Annotated in this window: 18 protein-coding genes; 17 read left to right on the top strand and 1 reads right to left on the bottom strand. The window is 36.4% G+C overall.

Annotation, left to right across the window (positions count from 1 at the left end; translation table 11 throughout):
• Positions 1 to 224: 224 nt before the first annotated feature.
• The 17 genes from buk (THESIDRAFT1_RS03385) (at position 225) to THESIDRAFT1_RS03305 (ending at position 16,817) form a co-directional block, all read left to right on the top strand.
• Positions 225 to 1,289, top strand: coding sequence for a butyrate kinase (gene buk / locus THESIDRAFT1_RS03385; RefSeq protein ID WP_208638278.1), 1,065 nt, complete (start codon positions 225 to 227; stop codon positions 1,287 to 1,289).
• A 13-nt stretch (positions 1,290 to 1,302) separates the two neighbouring features.
• Complete coding sequence (gene ptb, locus THESIDRAFT1_RS03380) at positions 1,303 to 2,199, top strand: phosphate butyryltransferase (protein ID WP_003870051.1); 897 nt, start codon at positions 1,303 to 1,305, stop codon at positions 2,197 to 2,199.
• A gap of 37 nt (positions 2,200 to 2,236) precedes the next feature.
• A complete protein-coding gene (locus tag THESIDRAFT1_RS03375) occupies positions 2,237 to 3,304 on the top strand; it encodes a Glu/Leu/Phe/Val family dehydrogenase (RefSeq protein ID WP_003870050.1) in 1,068 nt (355 codons plus the stop codon).
• An 88-nt stretch (positions 3,305 to 3,392) separates the two neighbouring features.
• A complete protein-coding gene (gene buk, locus THESIDRAFT1_RS03370; RefSeq protein ID WP_208638277.1) occupies positions 3,393 to 4,466 on the top strand; it encodes a butyrate kinase in 1,074 nt (357 codons plus the stop codon).
• Positions 4,467 to 4,480: 14 nt separating this feature from the next.
• Positions 4,481 to 5,155 carry a hypothetical protein gene (locus THESIDRAFT1_RS03365; RefSeq protein WP_006569555.1) on the top strand — a complete coding sequence of 225 codons (675 nt, stop codon included), beginning with the start codon at positions 4,481 to 4,483 and terminating at the stop codon, positions 5,153 to 5,155.
• Between the two features lie 14 nt (positions 5,156 to 5,169).
• Positions 5,170 to 5,382 carry a 4Fe-4S binding protein gene (locus THESIDRAFT1_RS03360; protein ID WP_003870047.1) on the top strand — a complete coding sequence of 71 codons (213 nt, stop codon included), beginning with the start codon at positions 5,170 to 5,172 and terminating at the stop codon, positions 5,380 to 5,382.
• A 15-nt stretch (positions 5,383 to 5,397) separates the two neighbouring features.
• Positions 5,398 to 6,465, top strand: coding sequence for a 3-methyl-2-oxobutanoate dehydrogenase subunit VorB (locus tag THESIDRAFT1_RS03355; RefSeq protein WP_003870046.1), 1,068 nt, complete (start codon positions 5,398 to 5,400; stop codon positions 6,463 to 6,465).
• The gene (locus tag THESIDRAFT1_RS03350; protein WP_003870045.1) at positions 6,465 to 7,214 is read left to right on the top strand and encodes a thiamine pyrophosphate-dependent enzyme; all 750 of its coding nucleotides are present in this window, start codon (positions 6,465 to 6,467) and stop codon (positions 7,212 to 7,214) included. Before THESIDRAFT1_RS03355 ends, THESIDRAFT1_RS03350 begins: the two co-directional genes overlap by 1 nt.
• Positions 7,215 to 7,216: 2 nt before the next feature.
• Positions 7,217 to 7,774 (top strand): 2-oxoacid:acceptor oxidoreductase family protein, encoded by a 558-nt coding sequence (locus THESIDRAFT1_RS03345; protein ID WP_003870044.1) that lies wholly within the window; start codon positions 7,217 to 7,219, stop codon positions 7,772 to 7,774.
• Between the two features lie 327 nt (positions 7,775 to 8,101).
• Positions 8,102 to 8,992, top strand: a complete 891-nt coding sequence (locus THESIDRAFT1_RS03340; RefSeq protein WP_006569554.1) for a bifunctional enoyl-CoA hydratase/phosphate acetyltransferase — start codon at positions 8,102 to 8,104, stop codon at positions 8,990 to 8,992.
• A gap of 29 nt (positions 8,993 to 9,021) precedes the next feature.
• Positions 9,022 to 10,755, top strand: coding sequence for an indolepyruvate ferredoxin oxidoreductase subunit alpha (iorA, locus tag THESIDRAFT1_RS03335; protein ID WP_006569553.1), 1,734 nt, complete (start codon positions 9,022 to 9,024; stop codon positions 10,753 to 10,755).
• A gap of 6 nt (positions 10,756 to 10,761) precedes the next feature.
• The gene (locus THESIDRAFT1_RS03330; protein ID WP_003870041.1) at positions 10,762 to 11,337 is read left to right on the top strand and encodes an indolepyruvate oxidoreductase subunit beta; all 576 of its coding nucleotides are present in this window, start codon (positions 10,762 to 10,764) and stop codon (positions 11,335 to 11,337) included.
• 121 nt (positions 11,338 to 11,458) lie between these two features.
• Positions 11,459 to 12,058, top strand: a complete 600-nt coding sequence (locus THESIDRAFT1_RS03325; protein WP_006569552.1) for a lysophospholipid acyltransferase family protein — start codon at positions 11,459 to 11,461, stop codon at positions 12,056 to 12,058.
• A 68-nt stretch (positions 12,059 to 12,126) separates the two neighbouring features.
• The gene (gene glmM / locus THESIDRAFT1_RS03320; protein WP_006569551.1) at positions 12,127 to 13,470 is read left to right on the top strand and encodes a phosphoglucosamine mutase; all 1,344 of its coding nucleotides are present in this window, start codon (positions 12,127 to 12,129) and stop codon (positions 13,468 to 13,470) included.
• Between the two features lie 260 nt (positions 13,471 to 13,730).
• On the top strand, positions 13,731 to 15,557 hold the full coding sequence (glmS, locus tag THESIDRAFT1_RS03315) for a glutamine--fructose-6-phosphate transaminase (isomerizing) (protein WP_003870038.1): 1,827 nt from the start codon (positions 13,731 to 13,733) through the stop codon (positions 15,555 to 15,557).
• A gap of 348 nt (positions 15,558 to 15,905) precedes the next feature.
• On the top strand, positions 15,906 to 16,322 hold the full coding sequence (locus tag THESIDRAFT1_RS03310; protein ID WP_006569550.1) for an EamA family transporter: 417 nt from the start codon (positions 15,906 to 15,908) through the stop codon (positions 16,320 to 16,322).
• A 105-nt stretch (positions 16,323 to 16,427) separates the two neighbouring features.
• Positions 16,428 to 16,817, top strand: coding sequence for a secondary thiamine-phosphate synthase enzyme YjbQ (locus THESIDRAFT1_RS03305; protein WP_003870036.1), 390 nt, complete (start codon positions 16,428 to 16,430; stop codon positions 16,815 to 16,817).
• A gap of 2 nt (positions 16,818 to 16,819) precedes the next feature.
• Here THESIDRAFT1_RS03305 and ligD read toward each other — a convergent pair whose 3' ends face one another.
• Complete coding sequence (gene ligD, locus THESIDRAFT1_RS03300; RefSeq protein ID WP_006569549.1) at positions 16,820 to 17,743, bottom strand: non-homologous end-joining DNA ligase; 924 nt, start codon at positions 17,741 to 17,743, stop codon at positions 16,820 to 16,822.
• Position 17,744: the final 1 nt, after the last annotated feature.

Raw genomic sequence — 17,744 nt, 5'->3', positions numbered from 1 at the left:
AAAAGGTTTGTTAACAAACTATAGGCGGGTACTTCCCGCCTGTTAATTTTGCTAAAAATCTATCAATTCCACAAAATATAAAGTCTTTATAAAAAAATTTTAATTTAAGAGAAGGATTTTTGACAAATATGTAGAATTAAAATATTGTAAGGTTAAAAAATTTTTAATAACACTCAAAAATTGTAATAGAACTTCATATTATGTATTAAGAAGGGCAGGTGAACCTGTTGAAAGTTTTAGTTATTAATCCGGGTTCTACTTCTACTAAAGTGGCATTGTATGAAGAGGAAAAAGAAATTGTAAAAACGGAGATTGTCCACGACATTGAAGCGCTTAAAAGATATAAGAGTATCATTGAGCAATTTGATTTAAGGTTAAATGCTATAAATGATTGGATAGAGCAAAACAACATAAACTTGAAAGAAATATCTGCAATTGTGGTAAGAGGAGGACTTATTAAACCCGTTCAAAGTGGTACTTATTTTGTAAACGATATTATGCTTGAGGATTTGAAAAGGGGAGTTGGAGGTGAACATGCTTCAAATCTCGGTGGACTAATTGGAAGAGCTATAGGAGATAAGCATAATATTCCTGTTTATACATTAGATCCTGTAGCTGTTGATGAAATGGAAGATGTTGCAAGAATTTCTGGCCTTCCTGAGCTTCCAAGAAAAAGTCAATCTCATGCTTTAAACATAAAAGCGTGTGTTCATCGATATGCAATGGAAAATGGTGTTAAAGAAGAGGAATTGGATCTTGTTGTGGCTCATATGGGGGGAGGCATTTCTGTAGCAGCAATTAAAGGAGGAAAAATTGTAGATGTAAACAATGCAAATCAAATGGGGCCCTTTTCTCCTGAGAGGACAGGAAGCCTGCCATCGATGAAAGTTGTTGACCTTTGTTATTCTGGTAAATACAGTTTTGATGAGATGAAGAAAAAAATTGTAGGTATGGGTGGGATGGTAGCACATCTTGAGACAAATGATGCGAGAGAAGTAGAAAAGCGAATACAAAATGGTGATAAAAAAGCTAAATTAGTTTTTGAAGCTATGGCTTATCAAATTGCAAAGGAAATTGGCAGAATGGCGGCAGTATTAAAGGGGGATGTGAAATCAATAATTTTAACTGGTGGACTTGCTTATTCTAAACGACTAATAGAGATAATCATTGATATGACGAGCTTTATTGCACCTATAACTCTTTATCCAGGGGGAGATGAAATGGAAGCTTTAAGAGATGGTGCATTAAGAGTTTTAAGAAATATTGAAAAGCCCAAGATTTATAGCTGATGAGGTGTATGATATGAGAACATTTGAAGAAATGTATAATTACGTAAAAGACTTGCCTCCCAAAACTATAGCAGTAGCTCAAGCGGCAGATGAAGATGTATTAGAAGCGATTAAAGAAGCTCATGAAAGAGGAATAGTAAAAGCAATATTAGTTGGTGATAAAGAAAAAATAGAAAGGATAGCTTCTTCAATATCAATGCCTTTAAAGGATCACGAAATAATAGACACAAAAAGTAACTTAGAAGCTTGTCGCGAAGCTGTAAAGTTTGTGAGCGAAGGCAAAGCTGATATATTGATGAAAGGCCTTGTACAGACGGCAGAGATATTAAGGGTTGTTTTAGATAAGGAAATTGGTCTTCGCACTGGAAGAACTTTAAGTCATGTGGCTGTTTTTGAATCTCCTTATAACAGGCTTATCCTTTTGACAGATGCAGCAATGAATATTGCCCCTGATTTGAAAGTGAAAATAGACATAATTTTAAATGCAGTAGACGTTGCAAGGCAAATTGGAATTGATGCTCCAAGGGTTGCAGTTTTAGGAGCTGTTGAAACAGTTAATCCTGATATGCAAGCCACATTAGATGCAGCAATACTTTCAAAAATGAGTGAAAGAGGTCAAATCAAAGGGGCTATAATAGATGGGCCGTTGGCTCTTGATAATGCTTTATCAGTAGAAGCAGCGCGGCATAAAGGGATAATAAGCCCTGTTGCAGGTAATGCTGACATTCTTTTAGTTCCAGATATTGAAGCTGGTAATATGCTGTATAAAGCTATAACCTATATAGCAGAAAGAAGGATAGCAGGAATAATAATGGGGGCAAAAAGGCCGATTGTCTTGACTTCAAGGGCAGACTCCAGTGAAGCTAAATTTAATTCTATAATGTTGGCATCTCTTGCTTCTAATGTTTGATTATTAAAGTTGATTATTAAATAGGAGGAGATATTTTATGAAAATATTTGAAATAATGGAAACTAAAGATTATGAAAATGTGATTTTATGCCATGACAAGACTTCAGGTCTTAAGGCGATAATTGCAATTCATGACACGACTTTAGGTCCTGCTTTAGGCGGATGTAGGATGTGGACTTATGACTCAGAAGAGGATGCAATAAATGATGCATTAAGGCTTGCAAGGGGAATGACATACAAAAATGCTGCTGCGGGCCTAAACTTAGGTGGAGGTAAAACAGTTGTAATAGGAAACCCTCGAACAGATAAATCTGAAGCACTATTTAGAAGCTTGGGAAGATATATAGAGTCTCTAAAAGGAAGATATATAACAGCAGAAGATGTTGGAACTAACTTAAAAGATATGGAATATATACGCTATGAGACGAAATATGTAGCAGGGTTAGCAGAAACCAGTGGAGACCCGTCTCCTTTTACAGCTTATGGAGTCTATAGGGGTATGCAAGCAGCTGCTGAAGAGATTTTTGGAACTTTAGATTTAAGAGGAAAAGTAGTTGCAATACAAGGTGTAGGAAATGTAGGCTACAATTTAGCGAAACACTTATATGAAGCAGGGGCAAAGCTAATTGTGACAGACATATTTGAAGACAATGTAAAGAGGGCAGTAGAGGAATTTAAAGCTGAATATGTGAAACCGGATGAGATTTATGGGGTAGAATGCGATATATTTGCGCCTTGTGCTTTGGGAGCGATAATAAACGATGAAACGATACCGCAACTTAAGTGTAAGATAGTAGCAGGTTCAGCTAATAACCAGTTAAAAGAAGAGAGGCATGGGGATATATTGCAAGAGAAAGGTATACTCTATGTGCCTGATTACATTATAAATGCTGGTGGGGTTATAAATGTAGCTGATGAGCTCAATCCTTCTGGCTATAACAGAGATAGGGCTATGAGAAAAGTTTCTATGATATTTGATACAGTGAAAAAGGTTATACAGAAATCTAAAGAAGAGAACATACCGACATATGCAGCAGCAGATAGAGTGGCAGAAGAGAGGATAAAGACCATTGCTGCTGTAAAAGACAATTATATTGTCAAATAAGGGTGGGCGGTTTTTTGTTTGCCCTTTCCTTAAAAATTTTGATAGAAAAAGGAAGTGTAATATAATATAAATTGATAGCACGGAGGGGATTGTTTTGCCTTTAATTCTTGTGATAAATCCCGGCTCTACATCTACAAAAGTTGCTGTGTTTAAGGACACAGTGCCCCTTTTTACTGAAACTTTAAGGCACAATACTGAAGAGCTTAGTAAGTATAAAAGTATTATTGACCAGTTTGAATTTAGAACTCAGGCGATTTTAAATATGTTAAAAGAAAAAGGCATTTCTCTTTCAGAAATTGATGCAATAGTAGGGAGAGGCGGACTTTTAAAGCCAATAGAAAGTGGAACTTATATTGTAAATGAAAAAATGATAGAGGATTTAAAGAAGGCTGAAAGAGGAGAACATGCTTCCAATTTAGGGGGTATAATTGCTTATACTTTAGCTAAAGAACACAATATTCCAGCTTATATAGTAGACCCTGTAGTAGTGGATGAGTTAGAGGATGTAGCGAGAATAACAGGGATGCCTGAGATTGAAAAATCTAGTATATTCCATGCGTTAAATCAAAAAGCAATTGCTCGCCGTTTAGCTGCTGACTTACACAAAAAGTACGAAGAAGTAAATTTAATTATTGCTCATTTAGGTGGTGGTATATCTGTTGGGGCTCATAAACACGGCAGGGTAGTAGATGTAAATGATGCTCTAAATGGAGAAGGGCCTTTTTCTCCAGAAAGGGCAGGAGGCCTTCCTGTACTTGACTTAGTAAAGTTATGTTATAGTGGTAAATACACCTATCAGGAGATGAAAAAGAAGTTAATAGGACAAGGGGGAATAGTGGCACATTTAGGCACTAACGATGTAAGAGAAGTTTATAAAAAAATTGAAGAAGGAGATAAAAAAGCAGAATTGGTCTTAGAAGCTATGGCCTATCAGACAGCTAAGGAAATTGGAGCGATGGCAGTGGTTTTAAAAGGCCATGTAGATGCAGTAGGAATTACAGGTGGAATTGCGTATAACGAGGATTTTGTAAAAAGGATAAGTGAAAGGGTAAAATTTATAGCTCCTGTTTATGTATATCCAGGTGAGGATGAAATGTTAGCTTTGGCGCAGGGGGCATATCGGGTACTTAGCGGTGAAGAAAAAGCTAAAATGTATAGTTAAAAGGATGATGGATAATGGATTTCAAAAGGTTGACAATTGTAGTAGGGCATTACGGTACAGGTAAGACCGAGGTTGCAATAAATTATGCTAAGTTTATAAGAGAATCAGGAAAAGAGGTAGAAATAGTCGATTTAGATATTGTAAATCCATATTTTAGGTCGAGGGAAGTGAGAAAAGAACTTTTTGATAAGTGGGGAATACGAGTAGCAGGAGTAGAAGAGAAATATATGAATGCAGATGTGCCTGCTATTTCCCGCAACATCTATGGGGCATTATACAGCAAGGATAAATATGCAGTCTTCGATGTTGGGGGAGACGATGTAGGAGCAACTCCATTAGGTCAGTATCGGCATATAATAAAGGATCAAGATGCAGAAGTATTATTTGTAGTTAATGTAAACAGGCCACTTACAAAAGATGTAGAATCGGTCATTGAATATCTTAAATCGATTGAAGAAGCAGCTAAAATTAAAGTAACTCATTTGGTAAACAATACTCATTTATCTTATGAAACAACAGTAGAGGATATTTTAAAAGGTCAAAAAGTGGTGGAGGAAGTCTCAAAAATTACAGGGATACCTATTAAGATGGTGACTGTAAAAAGAGAATTGCTCAACAAAGTTCCTGACTTAGGATATCCGATATTTCCAATTGACCTTTATATGAAAACTCCATGGGATAAAATGTGAGAGGAGGAATTTATGTGGCAAAAGTTATTTTTAATGAAGATTTATGTAAAGGTTGTGAATTGTGTGTAAATGCTTGTCCCAAGAAAATTATTGAAATGGACATGAGCAAAATAAATGTGAAGGGATATCATCCTGCCACTGTTAAACCGGAAAATATGAACAAATGTATAGGTTGTGCATTTTGCGCTATGATGTGTCCTGATACTGTTATAACAGTTATAAAATAAATGGAGGGGAGTAAGATGGCTAAGGTATTAATGAAAGGTAATGAGGCGTTAGCGGAAGCAGCTATTCAAGCTGGGTGTAGACATTACTTTGGTTATCCTATAACACCTCAAAATGAGGTTACAGCTTACATGGCAAAGAGAATGCCAGAGGTAGGTGGCGTATTTTTACAAGCAGAAAGTGAAGTTTCTGCTATAAATATGGTATATGGAGCAGGTGGAGCAGGAGCTCGTGTTATGACTTCCACCAGCAGCCCTGGTTTGAGTCTTATGCAAGAAGGTATCTCATATCTTGCAGGTGCTCAAGTACCTTGTGTAATTGTGAATATAATGAGGGGTGGCCCAGGGTTAGGAGATATTCAAGGAGCTCAAGGAGATTACTTTCAATCTACAAAAGGAGGAGGCCATGGAGATTATAGATTGATTGTCCTTGCTCCTTCTACAATCCAAGAAATGGCAGATTTAGTCCAAGAAGCTTTTGATATTGCAGATGAATATAGGAACCCTGTTGTTATATTGGGAGATGGGATGTTAGGTCAGATGATGGAACCTGTAGATTTTGAAAATATTCAAAAAAGAAAGAGAGATATTCCAGAAAAAACATGGGCTACTACAGGAAGAGGAAATAGAGAGCATAGAAACATAATCAATTCTTTATATATCGATCCACCTGTATTAGAGAAATATAATTATCAATTATTTGAAAAATATGCAAAGGCTGAAAAGAATGAAGTGAGATATGAAATGATAAATTGCGAAGATGCGGATGTTATTTTAGTTGCTTATGGTACTATTGCCCGCGTAGCAAAGAATGTGATGAATATTGCAAGAAGAGAAGGGTATAAAGTAGGATTAATAAGACCTATTTCCTTGTGGCCTTTCCCGAAAGAGCCTTTCGAAAAGACAGTTGATACCGCAAAAGCTTATTTGACTGTAGAAATGAGCATGGGACAAATGGTAGAAGATGTAAAACTTGCAGTACAATTCAAAAAGCCGGTCTATTTCTACGGAAGGCCAGGTGGTATGATACCAGAACCATCTGTGATGCTAGAACAAATTAGGAAAATTGCAGGAGGTGTGAAATAATGGCTGTTGTATTTCAAAAAACAAAGGGATTGACAGATACGCCTTTTCATTATTGTCCAGGCTGTACTCATGGTATAATCCACAGGTTAGTAGCTGAAATTATGGAAGAGTTAGATGTTTTAGATAAGGCAATAGGTGTTGCTCCTGTAGGATGTGCTGTATTTGCATATGACTATTTTAATTGTGATATGCAAGAGGCAGCTCATGGGAGGGCTCCAGCAGTTGCTACAGGTATTAAGAGAGTTCATCCTGATAAAATTGTGTTTACTTATCAAGGAGATGGAGACTTAGCAGCTATTGGAACAGCAGAGATTGTTCATGCGGCTGCAAGGGGAGAAAATATAACAGTTATTTTTGTCAACAATGCTAACTATGGAATGACAGGAGGACAAATGGCTCCTACTACATTAATTGGTCAGGAAACAACTACTACTCCTTACGGAAGAAAGCCAGAAATAAATGGTTATCCCATTAGAGTGAGTGAAATGCTAGCAACCCTTGAGGGTACAGCATATATTGAAAGAGTATCTGTTTACGATGTAAAACATGTAATGCAGGCTAAAAAAGCCATAAAAAATGCATTTTTAGCTCAAATACAAAAAAAGGGGTTTTCTATGATAGAAGTGCTCTCTAGTTGTCCTACTAACTGGGGTATGACACCGGTAGAGGCATTAAATTGGATAAAAGAGCACATGGAACCGTATTACCCTTTGGGTGTGTATAAAAACACCTTAGAGGAGGTTAAGTAATTATGGAAGAAAGAATAATTTTTGCAGGCTTTGGTGGTCAAGGAGTTTTATCAATGGGGCTTATAATTACCTATGCGGGAATGTTTGAAGGGAAAAATGTGTCTTGGACTCCTTCTTATGGTCCTGAAATGAGAGGAGGAACTGCCTATTGTAATGTCACTGTATCAGATGAGGAAGTAGGCTCTCCAATTATTACAGAGGCTACCTCTGTAGTTGTAATGAATAGGCCTTCTTTAGACAAATATGAATCTTATGTGATACCAGGTGGAAAATTATTCATAAATACTTCATTAGTAGATAGAAAAGCAGAGAGAAAAGATATAGAAGTGTATGAGATACCTGCCAATGATATTGCTAATGAATTGGGTAATTTAAAAATTGCTAACATGGTGATGCTAGGAGCTTTCATAGAAGCCACTAAAGTTGTAAAAATGGAAACAGTACTAAAAGCTCTGCCTGAGGTCTTTGGCAAAGGTAAAGAGCATTTGATGCCTATAAATGAAAAAGCGTTAAATAGGGGAGCAGAATTAGTAAAAAGTCTCATTACAACTAAAAAATAACCTCTTCGGAGGTTATTTCAGTTTGTTGACAAAGTTAAAAAATATTCAAAGGAGATATTTTGCATCGTCGCTCCGATGTTCCAAAGCGACAAAACTAAAGCTCGACCTTCGGGCTTCGGCAGGGTACCGGGCACAATCGGCCTCCTTGCCTCAGGTGCCCGCCTTCGCCATCCATGGCTTCGGCCCTGCCTCCACCCTCGGTCTTGCTAAGTTTTGTTACCGCTTTGTAACAAGTCGCTCCTTATGCAAAATATCTCCTTTACGAAAGTTTGTCTACAGTCTGAAATAACCTCTTCGGAGGTTATTTTTTCTGTAGGAGGTGTAAACTTGAAAAAATTAAGTGAAATTGTAAAGAAAGCAAAAGGATTCAATAAAATATTTACTGTGGCAGGGGCAGAAGACTGTGAAGTATTGTTAGCATGCGAATCTGCAAGAAAAGAAGGGATAGGAAATCCTATATTGGTAGGTATTAAAGAAAAAATAGAAACTATTGCAAAAGATATAGGCATTGATATTAAGCAATATGAAATAATTGATGAAAAAGAAGAGTCGGAAAAATGCAAAAGGGCAGTTTTAGAAGTTAGAGAAGGTAGGGCTTCTTTTGTCATGAAAGGCCTTGTTCCTACGGCTACTCTTTTAAAAGCTGTACTTGACGGCGAATACGGAATTAGAGGAGAAGGACTACTCAGTCATGTAATGGTTTATGAAATTCCCAACTATCACAAGTTATTGCTTTTGACTGATGGAGGAATGAATATTAGTCCTACTTTAGAAGAAAAAGTGCAAATTTTAAAAAATGCTATTAAAGTGGCAAAAGCTATAGAAATAGAAAATCCTAAAGTAGCGTGTTTGTCGGCGGTAGAAGTGGTAAACCCTAAAATGCCTTCCACTGTTGAAGCCGCTAAATTAAAGGAAATGAACCAAAGAGGTGAGATAGAAGGAATAGTAGATGGTCCTTTAGCTTTTGACCTTGCCATAAGCAAAGAGGCGGCAATTCACAAAGGAGTAAAAAGTGAGGTTGCAGGAGATGCCGATATTTTGTTGGTGCCATTTATAGAGGTAGGAAATGCTTTAGGTAAAAGCTTTACTTATTTTGCAAAGGCAAGAAGTGCGGGAATTGTGGTAGGAGCAAAAGCGCCAATTGTTCTAGTTTCAAGAGCTGATTCCCACGAAGATAAGTTTAATTCTATAGCTTTTGCCTGTGTAGTATCTTTTTGATAACGATAAATTAAATGGGGGGAAAATGAATGAAAAAAATAATGATGGGAGATGAAGCAGTAGCAAGAGGTGCTTATGAGTACGGCATCACTTTTGCTGCTGCATACCCTGGTACACCAAGCACAGAGATAATAGAGAATATAGCTAAGTACAAAGAAATATATTCGGAATGGGCTCCAAATGAAAAAGTTGCTGTTGAAGCAGCAATTGGTGCTTCTATCGCTGGAGCTAGAAGTCTTGCTGCTATGAAACATGTTGGCCTTAATGTGGCAGCAGACCCACTTTTCACTTTTGCATATACAGGTGTTAATGGGGGGTGTGTAATTGTAACGGCAGATGACCCTGGAATGCATTCCTCTCAAAATGAACAGGACAATAGGTATTATGCAAAATTTGCCAAAATACCCATGTTAGAACCTTCAGATAGTCAAGAATGTAAAGATTTTGTAGGATACGCATTGGACATAAGTGAAAAGTACGATACTCCTGTTTTGTTAAGGCTTACAACAAGGGTAAGTCATGGCAAAGGAGTAGTAGAATTAGGTGAAAGACAAAATGTAGAGATGAAACCCTATAAAAAAGATATTCCTAAATATGTAATGGTGCCTGCTAATGCACAAAAAAGGCATGTAGTTGTAGAAGAAAGGTTAAAGGCTTTAAGACAATTGTCAGAAGAAATTTCTATTAACAGAATAGAATGGAATGATAGAGAAATTGGCATAATTACCAGTGGTATAAGCTATCTTTATGTAAAAGAAGTTTTTGGAGATGAAGTTTCAATCTTAAAATTAGGAATGACTTATCCTTTGCCATCAGAGCTTATAAAAAAATTCGCAGAAGGAGTTAAAAAACTATACGTTGTAGAGGAATTGGAACCTTACATCGAAGAATATGTAAAAAGCTTAGGAATAAAAGTCATAGGCAAAGAGATATTGCCGATAGTAGGGGAATTAAATCCTGGTATAATAAGAAAAGCTATAAAGGGTGAAGAATTAGAGCATATATCAGTTGATACAAAAGTGCCAGGTAGACCTCCTATGCTTTGTGCAGGATGTCCTCACAGGGGAGTTTTCTACGTATTGAAAAAAAAGAGAGTTCCAGTCTTAGGCGACATTGGATGTTATACTTTAGGGGCAGCTCCTCCACTGGAAGCTATAGATACCTGTGTTTGCATGGGAGCAAGTATTTCTGGATCTCACGGATTCCAAAAGGCCAATGAACACAAAGGAAGGAAACAAAAGATTTTTAGTGTAATAGGTGACTCAACTTTCTTCCATTCAGGAATAACAGGTTTGATTGATATAGTCTACAATAAAGGAAATGCTGTACCTATAATTCTTGACAACCGCATAACAGCTATGACGGGGCATCAGCACAATCCTGGAACTGGGAAAACTTTGATGGGAGAAGAGGCTCCAGAAATAGATATAGCGAAATTAAGTGAAGCAATAGGAGTAAAAAGAGTAAGAGTGGTTGATCCTTTTAACTTAAAAGAAGTTGAAAATGCTGTTGATGAAGCTATGAATACTGACGATACAATGGTAATTGTAGCAAAGGGACCTTGTGCTTTGATTCCTCCGAGACCTCAGGGAGAGTGTAGAATAGACCAAGATAAATGCAAAAAATGCGGTTTGTGTCTAAGGATAGGTTGTCCTGCTATAAGCAAAAAAGATGGAATATTTAGCATAGACCCTGACCAGTGTACCGGATGTACAGTTTGTATGCAGGTATGTCCTTTCGATGCTATAGAAAAGGTGAGGTGAAATAAAGTGCAAGAAGTGAAAAGCATATTAATGGTAGGGGTAGGAGGGCAAGGCACTATTCTAGCCAGTAATGTTTTGGCGGAAGGACTATTAAAAAGTGGTTATGATGTAAAAATGTCAGAAGTCCACGGCATGTCTCAAAGAGGAGGAAGTGTCAATACTCAAATAAGGTTTGGAGAAAAAGTTTATTCTCCAGTCATTGAAGTTGGGGCTGCTGATGTTATCGTAGCCTTTGAAAAAATGGAAGCTGTGCGATGGTTAAATTATCTTAAAAAAGACGGCGTTGTCATTGTAAATACGGTAGAAATACCTCCACTTTCTGTGCTCATAAGCAAAGAAGAGTATCCCAAGAACTTAATTGAGGAAATATCAAAAAGCGTAAAGACAATTGCAGTAGATGCAGATAAAATAGCAGAGAGCCTTGGAAATATAAAGGCTCAAAATATAGTTCTTTTAGGAGTACTTGTTAAATATTTAGGACTACAAGGCATTGATTGGGAAGAGGTAATAAAAAATAACGTGCCACAAAAATTTGTTGAATTAAATACAAATGCCTTTAGAAAAGGGCTGGAGGTAATCTAAGAGGGGGAGATAATTTCCTCCATTTTTTATTAAAAGAAGGATTGTTAAAGATTGTGGCGAATATATCTTATAGCGCTGACTTTATTGAATTTGTCATTAGAGGAAGGGAGGTATTATTTTTTTGTTATATAGAATTTTACGGCTTATTGCTAAATTGATTCTTAAGATATTCTATTCCTTTGAAGTAAAATATGAGAAAAATTTGCCTGAGGGAGCTTGTATTTTTGTTGCAAACCATCAAAGTTTGCTAGACCCAGTTGTGGTAGCCTGTTCTGTAAAAAGACCCGTTATATTTTTAGCAAGTTCTGAACTTTATAAAAGGCGTTTTTTAAAATATTTTTTAAAAATTGATAAAGCAATTCCCATAAAGAAAAATTCGCCTGATTTAAATGCCATAAAACAAGCATTATCTAGGTTAGAAGAAGGACACACAATAGGATTATTTCCAGAAGGTAGGATATCGCCAACTGGCAAAGTAGAAAAAATGTATGAAGGGGCTATGTATATAGCATATAAATCGGGAAAGCCCATTGTGCCAGTGGCTATAAAAGGCACAAGAGAAATACTACCTTTTGGCAAATATTTTCCCAAATTTAGGGGAAAAATTGAACTAAAAATAGGGGAACCAATTTACCCAAATCTGAATATTGATATAAAGATGGAAATTGTTGAATTGAGAGACAAAGTTATGCAAAATATATTAACAATGTTGGAGGAATAGTGTAAATTGAAATATGGTTTTCACTGTGATAAAATATTATCGTATGATTTATTGAGAGGAGATAGAAAATGGCAAGGTTGTTTGGTACAGATGGTGTTAGAGGTATAGCTAATTATGACTTGACTCCACAACTTGCTTTTGAACTAGGAAGAGCAGGAGCATATGCTTTGACGGAAGGAAGTCATAGGCCCAAAATTGTAGTGGGAAAAGACAGCCGTATTTCTAGCGACATGCTAGAATGCGCATTAGCTGCTGGTCTTACCTCTGTAGGGGCGGAGGTCATAAGTGTGGGGATAATTCCTACACCAGCGGTAGCTTACCTTACCCGATTATATCAAGCAGATGCTGGAGTTATGATATCGGCATCTCATAATCCCGTAGAGTACAATGGGATAAAATTTTTTGATAAAAATGGGTATAAATTGCCAGATGAAGTAGAAGATAGAATAGAAAATATAATAAAAGAAAAAATTGAGTTGCCTTCTCCTATTGGAACGGAAATAGGTACCAGGAAAGAATACACAAATTCTCATAGAGATTACATAGAGTTCTTAAAGTCTACTATTGATGGGGATTTAAAAGGGATGAAAATTGTAATTGATTGTGCTTATGGAGCTAGCAGCACAGTAGCGCCAATTCTATTTAAAGAACTAGGGGCGGAAGTCATATTACATGGAGCAGAGCCTATAGGGGAAAAGATAAATGTCAATTGTGGGTCTACTCATCCTGAAAAATTGCAACAACTCGTCATAGAAAATGGGGCCGACATAGGTTTAGCCTTTGACGGAGATGCTGATAGACTTATTGCAGTTGATGAAAAAGGAAATGTTGTTGATGGAGACCACATAATGGCAATATGTGCTATAGATTTAAAGAAAAAAGGTAGGTTAAAAAATAACACAGTTGTGGCAACAGTTATGAGCAATATAGGCTTTGAGATTGCACTTAAAGAGCAAGGGATTAATCTCATAAGGACAAAAGTAGGAGACAGATATGTTTTAGAAGAAATGATAAAAGGCGGATATTCTATTGGTGGCGAACAATCAGGCCATATTATTTTCCTTAATGACAATACTACTGGAGATGGGGAAATTACTGCTTTAAAACTTTGTTCTATTTTAAAAGAAAGTGGCAAAAAATTGTCAGAGTTAGCTGCCTGCATGGTTACTTACCCACAAGTTCTTATAAACGCAAAAGTAAAAAATGAGTTAAAACATGCTTATTTAGAGGATGAAGAAATAAAAAGGGAAATTGAAAACTTAGAAAGGGAAATGAGAGGAGAAGGACGAGTACTTATAAGACCCTCGGGTACTGAGCCTCTTGTGAGAGTTATGGTAGAAGGAAAAGATTATGATAAAATTAGTCAAATGGCAAAAGAACTTGCTGAATTAATAGAAAGAAAATTAAATTAAATAAAAGTGCGAAAGGTATTATTTGAAAGGGGGGATGCCTATTGAAGAAGAGTAAAAGAAGGTAAGGATTAAAAATTAAAAAAGCGCCTGGGCTTAAAGTGTATACTTTAAGCTGACGAGGACAGGGTTTATCGAGTTATCGGCGGGTGCCCTGCGGTTTTCTGCGACCGATAAAGGACTGGTAAAACCACAGGCGACTGTGGCATAAAGCAGTCTGGGCAGGGATGAATATTTATTACAAAAGTGAGAGGAGACCGAGTATGTGTGGAATTGTAGGATATATTGGCGATAAACAGGCGACGCCAATACTTTTAGAAGGTTTGACAAAATTGGAGTATCGAGGCTATGATTCGGCAGGAATTGCCATTTTAAATGATGGCAATATAAATATAAAGAAAGCGAAGGGAAGATTAAACGTCCTAAAAGAGCTTGTTGAAAAAGATAATATGGTAGGGACAATAGGCATAGGACACACAAGGTGGGCTACGCATGGTGAACCATCTGATACAAACTCCCATCCTCATTTATCCCAATCAGGGCTAATTGCAGTAGTCCACAATGGCATAATTGAAAACTATCTTCCACTGAAGAAATGGCTGTTAGAGGAAGGTTATACCTTTAAGTCTGAGACTGATACAGAAGTTGTAGCAAATTTGCTGGAGTATTATTACAATGGCGATATAGTAGAGGCTGTGAAAAAAGTTTTAGACAGAATTGAAGGTTCTTATGCCTTAGGCGTTTTGTGCAAAAACAATCCCGATATGATTGTAGCTGCAAGAAAAGAAGCACCTCTTATAGTTGGAATAGGCAATGGTGAAAATTTTATTGCATCTGATATCCCAGCTATATTAAAACATACAAGAAGTGTATATTTTCTTGATGATCATGAGATTGCCATAATTAAAAAAGACAGCGTAGAGTTTATAGACATGTTTGGAAGGCAAGTAGAAAAATCGCTTTTTGAAGTAAAATGGGATGTAGAGGCGGCTGAAAAGGGCGGTTATGAACATTTCATGATAAAAGAAATTCACGAGCAGCCAAGTGCTATAAAAGATACATTAAGAGGCAGAATAATTGATGATTCAGAAATAGTTTTAGATGATGTGAAAATTACTAAAGAAGACCTTGAAAAGATAGATAAAATCTTTATTGTAGCTTGTGGAACAGCTTATCATGCGGGTGTTGTTGGGAAATACGTCATAGAAAATCTTGCGAGAATACCTGTTGAAGTAGATGTCGCTTCAGAATTTAGATATAGAAACCCCTTAGTAAATGAAAGAACTCTTACAATTGTAATAAGCCAGTCGGGGGAAACAGCAGATACCATTGCTGCATTAAAAGAAGCTAAGAAAAAAGGGTCAAGAGTTATAGCCATTACAAACGTCGTTGGAAGTTCTGTCTCCAGAGAAGCAGATGATGTACTATACACATGGGCAGGTCCTGAAATAGCTGTTGCTTCCACCAAAGCTTATACTACGCAACTTATAGCTCTCTATCTTGTAGCTATGGACCTTGCAATAAAAAGAGGGACAATAACTAAAACAAAGGTTATGGAACTTTGCACAGAATTAAAGAAACTTCCTGAAAAAGTTCAGTATTTACTTGACAACAAAGATGTAATACAAAAATTTGCCTCTGAACACTATAATGCAAAAGACGTATTTTACATTGGAAGAGGACTGGACTATGCTGTTGCTATGGAGGGTTCTTTAAAACTCAAAGAAATATCCTATATTCATTCAGAGGCTTATCCGGCTGGTGAATTAAAACACGGTACTTTGGCCCTTGTAGAAGAGGGAACACTTGTGATAGCTCTTGCAACACAAGATGACCTTTTTGAAAAGATGCTTAGTAATATAAAAGAAGTAAAAGCAAGAGGTGGTTTTTTAGTCGCCTTTGCAAAGCAGGGTAATTTGCAGCTTGAGGGCGTTGTAGATAAAGTAATATATATACCTGAAACGCTTAAAGAGCTTACTCCAGTATTGACAGTTGTGCCTTTGCAACTTTTAGCATATTATATGGCAGTAGAAAAAGGATGTGACGTAGATAAACCGCGTAATCTTGCAAAGTCAGTAACTGTAGAGTAATGGAGGTCAAAAGGCTGAAGAGTTGTGTACTTCTCATTTATACCTTTTCCCCATGCGAAAAAAGTGGTTCCGTTTGGGAAGGAGAAAGGGAAAAGGATTAAGGATTAAGTCTTTATAGAATAACAAAGGGATAAGTGGTAAAGCCTCGAAAAATTCGGGATTTACGCCACTTATCCCTTTTTTCCTTGATCCATAATCCTCTCCTACGGAACGACTTTTTTCAACTATTAATATTGCTACTTTTTCCTTCCTCAAGTATAATGAAGTTAAAAGGTTAAGACGCAGTAGTAATTGAAGTGAGACGTAAAAATAGTTAAGTGTAAAAATTGCATTGAGGGGATGTTTATTATGTGGAAATTATTTGCAATATTATCAGCTTTGTTTGCTGCTTTGACTTCAATTCTTGCTAAAATTGGCATAAAAGGCGTGGATTCTAACTTGGCTACAGCTATTCGTACAACTGTTATTATATTTTTAGCGTGGGGTATTGTATTTACAACAGGGGGACAGTATGGAATTAAAAGTTTGACAAAACAAAATTGGATCTTTTTGATTCTCTCTGGACTGGCGACAGGTTTGTCCTGGTTATTTTATTATAAGGCAATATCTATAGGTGAAGTATCAAAGGTTGCACTTATTGATAAATCCAGCATCGTCCTAACTTTAACTTTATCTTTTTTTATCCTAAACGAGCAATTCACCGCAAAAACGTTAGTTGCAAGTGTACTTATTATTGCAGGTATATTTATGATGATATGGAAATAAATGTTGCATTTTTGATTTACTTTTTTATAATCCATGTTGACATGCCATTAAACAATTTGCTATTATAAAAAGCAAATCCAGAAAACAAAAAATGGAGGAGTCGTTATGGTTGTTTTGGAGATAAATACACCGACAAGGGAAGTTATGGTGGATATTACTGATATGGTAATGCAAGAAATTAAAAAATCTGGCGTTGTTGATGGCCTTTGTGTTATCTTTGTGCCCCATACAACAGCGGGAATTACAATAAACGAAAATGCAGATCCAACTGTAAGAGAAGATATAATGGCAGCCTTAGAAAAAATAATTCCTAATATGCGTTTTAAACACATGGAAGGCAATTCTGATGCCCACATCAAGGCGTCTCTTATGGGAAGTTCAGTAACTTTAATTATTGAAAATGGAAGGCCACTTTTAGGAACTTGGCAGGGTATTTATTTATGTGAGTTTGATGGTCCAAGGAGAAGAAGAGTGTATATTAAGTTTTTGAAGTGAGTTTATTCAAACCTGCACTCTTCTGGTTTTACGTTATACTCAAATTGAATAAAAGAAGGTGCCCTCATCTTCATGTTTTCAGACCATTCCATAAATCTCACTTTACATGTTAGCAAGGGTTTTAACCACTGCACATTTTTTTCTTTAAAGTTATAATAATTATCTGGGGCTTTTATCTCCTTGGCAACTTCATAGAATGCTTTTAATTCCTTCTGGGATAGGCCTGATTCACAACTTCCTATGTTTATTAAATTATTTTCCTCATCGTAAAGCCCCAGTATGAGGGCTGTTTTGTCAGTTCTGTACCCTATAATAACAGCATTTATTACAATAAAATGTTTTGACTTAAGCCAGAGTTTACTCCTTTTTCCTATTAAATATTTTGAATCTGCTTTTTTGGCAACAATTCCTTCAAGTCCTTTTTTCCCTGTCTCTTCAAAAAGCATTTTTCCATGTTCAAATATAAAATCTGATATTTTTATGATCTCGTTTTCTTTAACTGTTTTTCTAAGGATATCTTTTCTCTCTATAAGTGGCAATTCTATAAGAGATTTGCCGTTTAAATATAATATATCCCATGTTATGAAAATTACGGGCATTATTTTGCTTAAAAGATTTATTTTTACTAAATTTTGTTGATGCTTTCTCGACATAATGCTTTTGTAACTGGGCTTGCCGTTTTTTAAAACTACAAGTTCACCGTCAAGTATTGCTTCTTTTGCTTTTATTTGCTTATGAAGTAATGCTAAATCTGGAAACTGATGGGTTATATCAACAAGCCTTCTATCTTGAAGTCTTGTTTTATTTGAAATAAAAGCAATAGTCCTTGAACCATCCCATTTGACTTCATATATCCATTCGGGGCTATCAAAAGGGTCACTACTGGATGCCAGCATAGGTGATATTTTTTCTTCTATCATAGACATA

Origin of the sequence: Thermoanaerobacter siderophilus SR4 (genome assembly GCF_000262445.1) — a bacterium.
In the GTDB taxonomy this organism is placed as follows: domain Bacteria; phylum Bacillota; class Thermoanaerobacteria; order Thermoanaerobacterales; family Thermoanaerobacteraceae; genus Thermoanaerobacter; species Thermoanaerobacter ethanolicus.
Note: the sequence above shows the minus strand (reverse complement) of the source record. Positions and strands in the feature narration are given on the sequence as shown.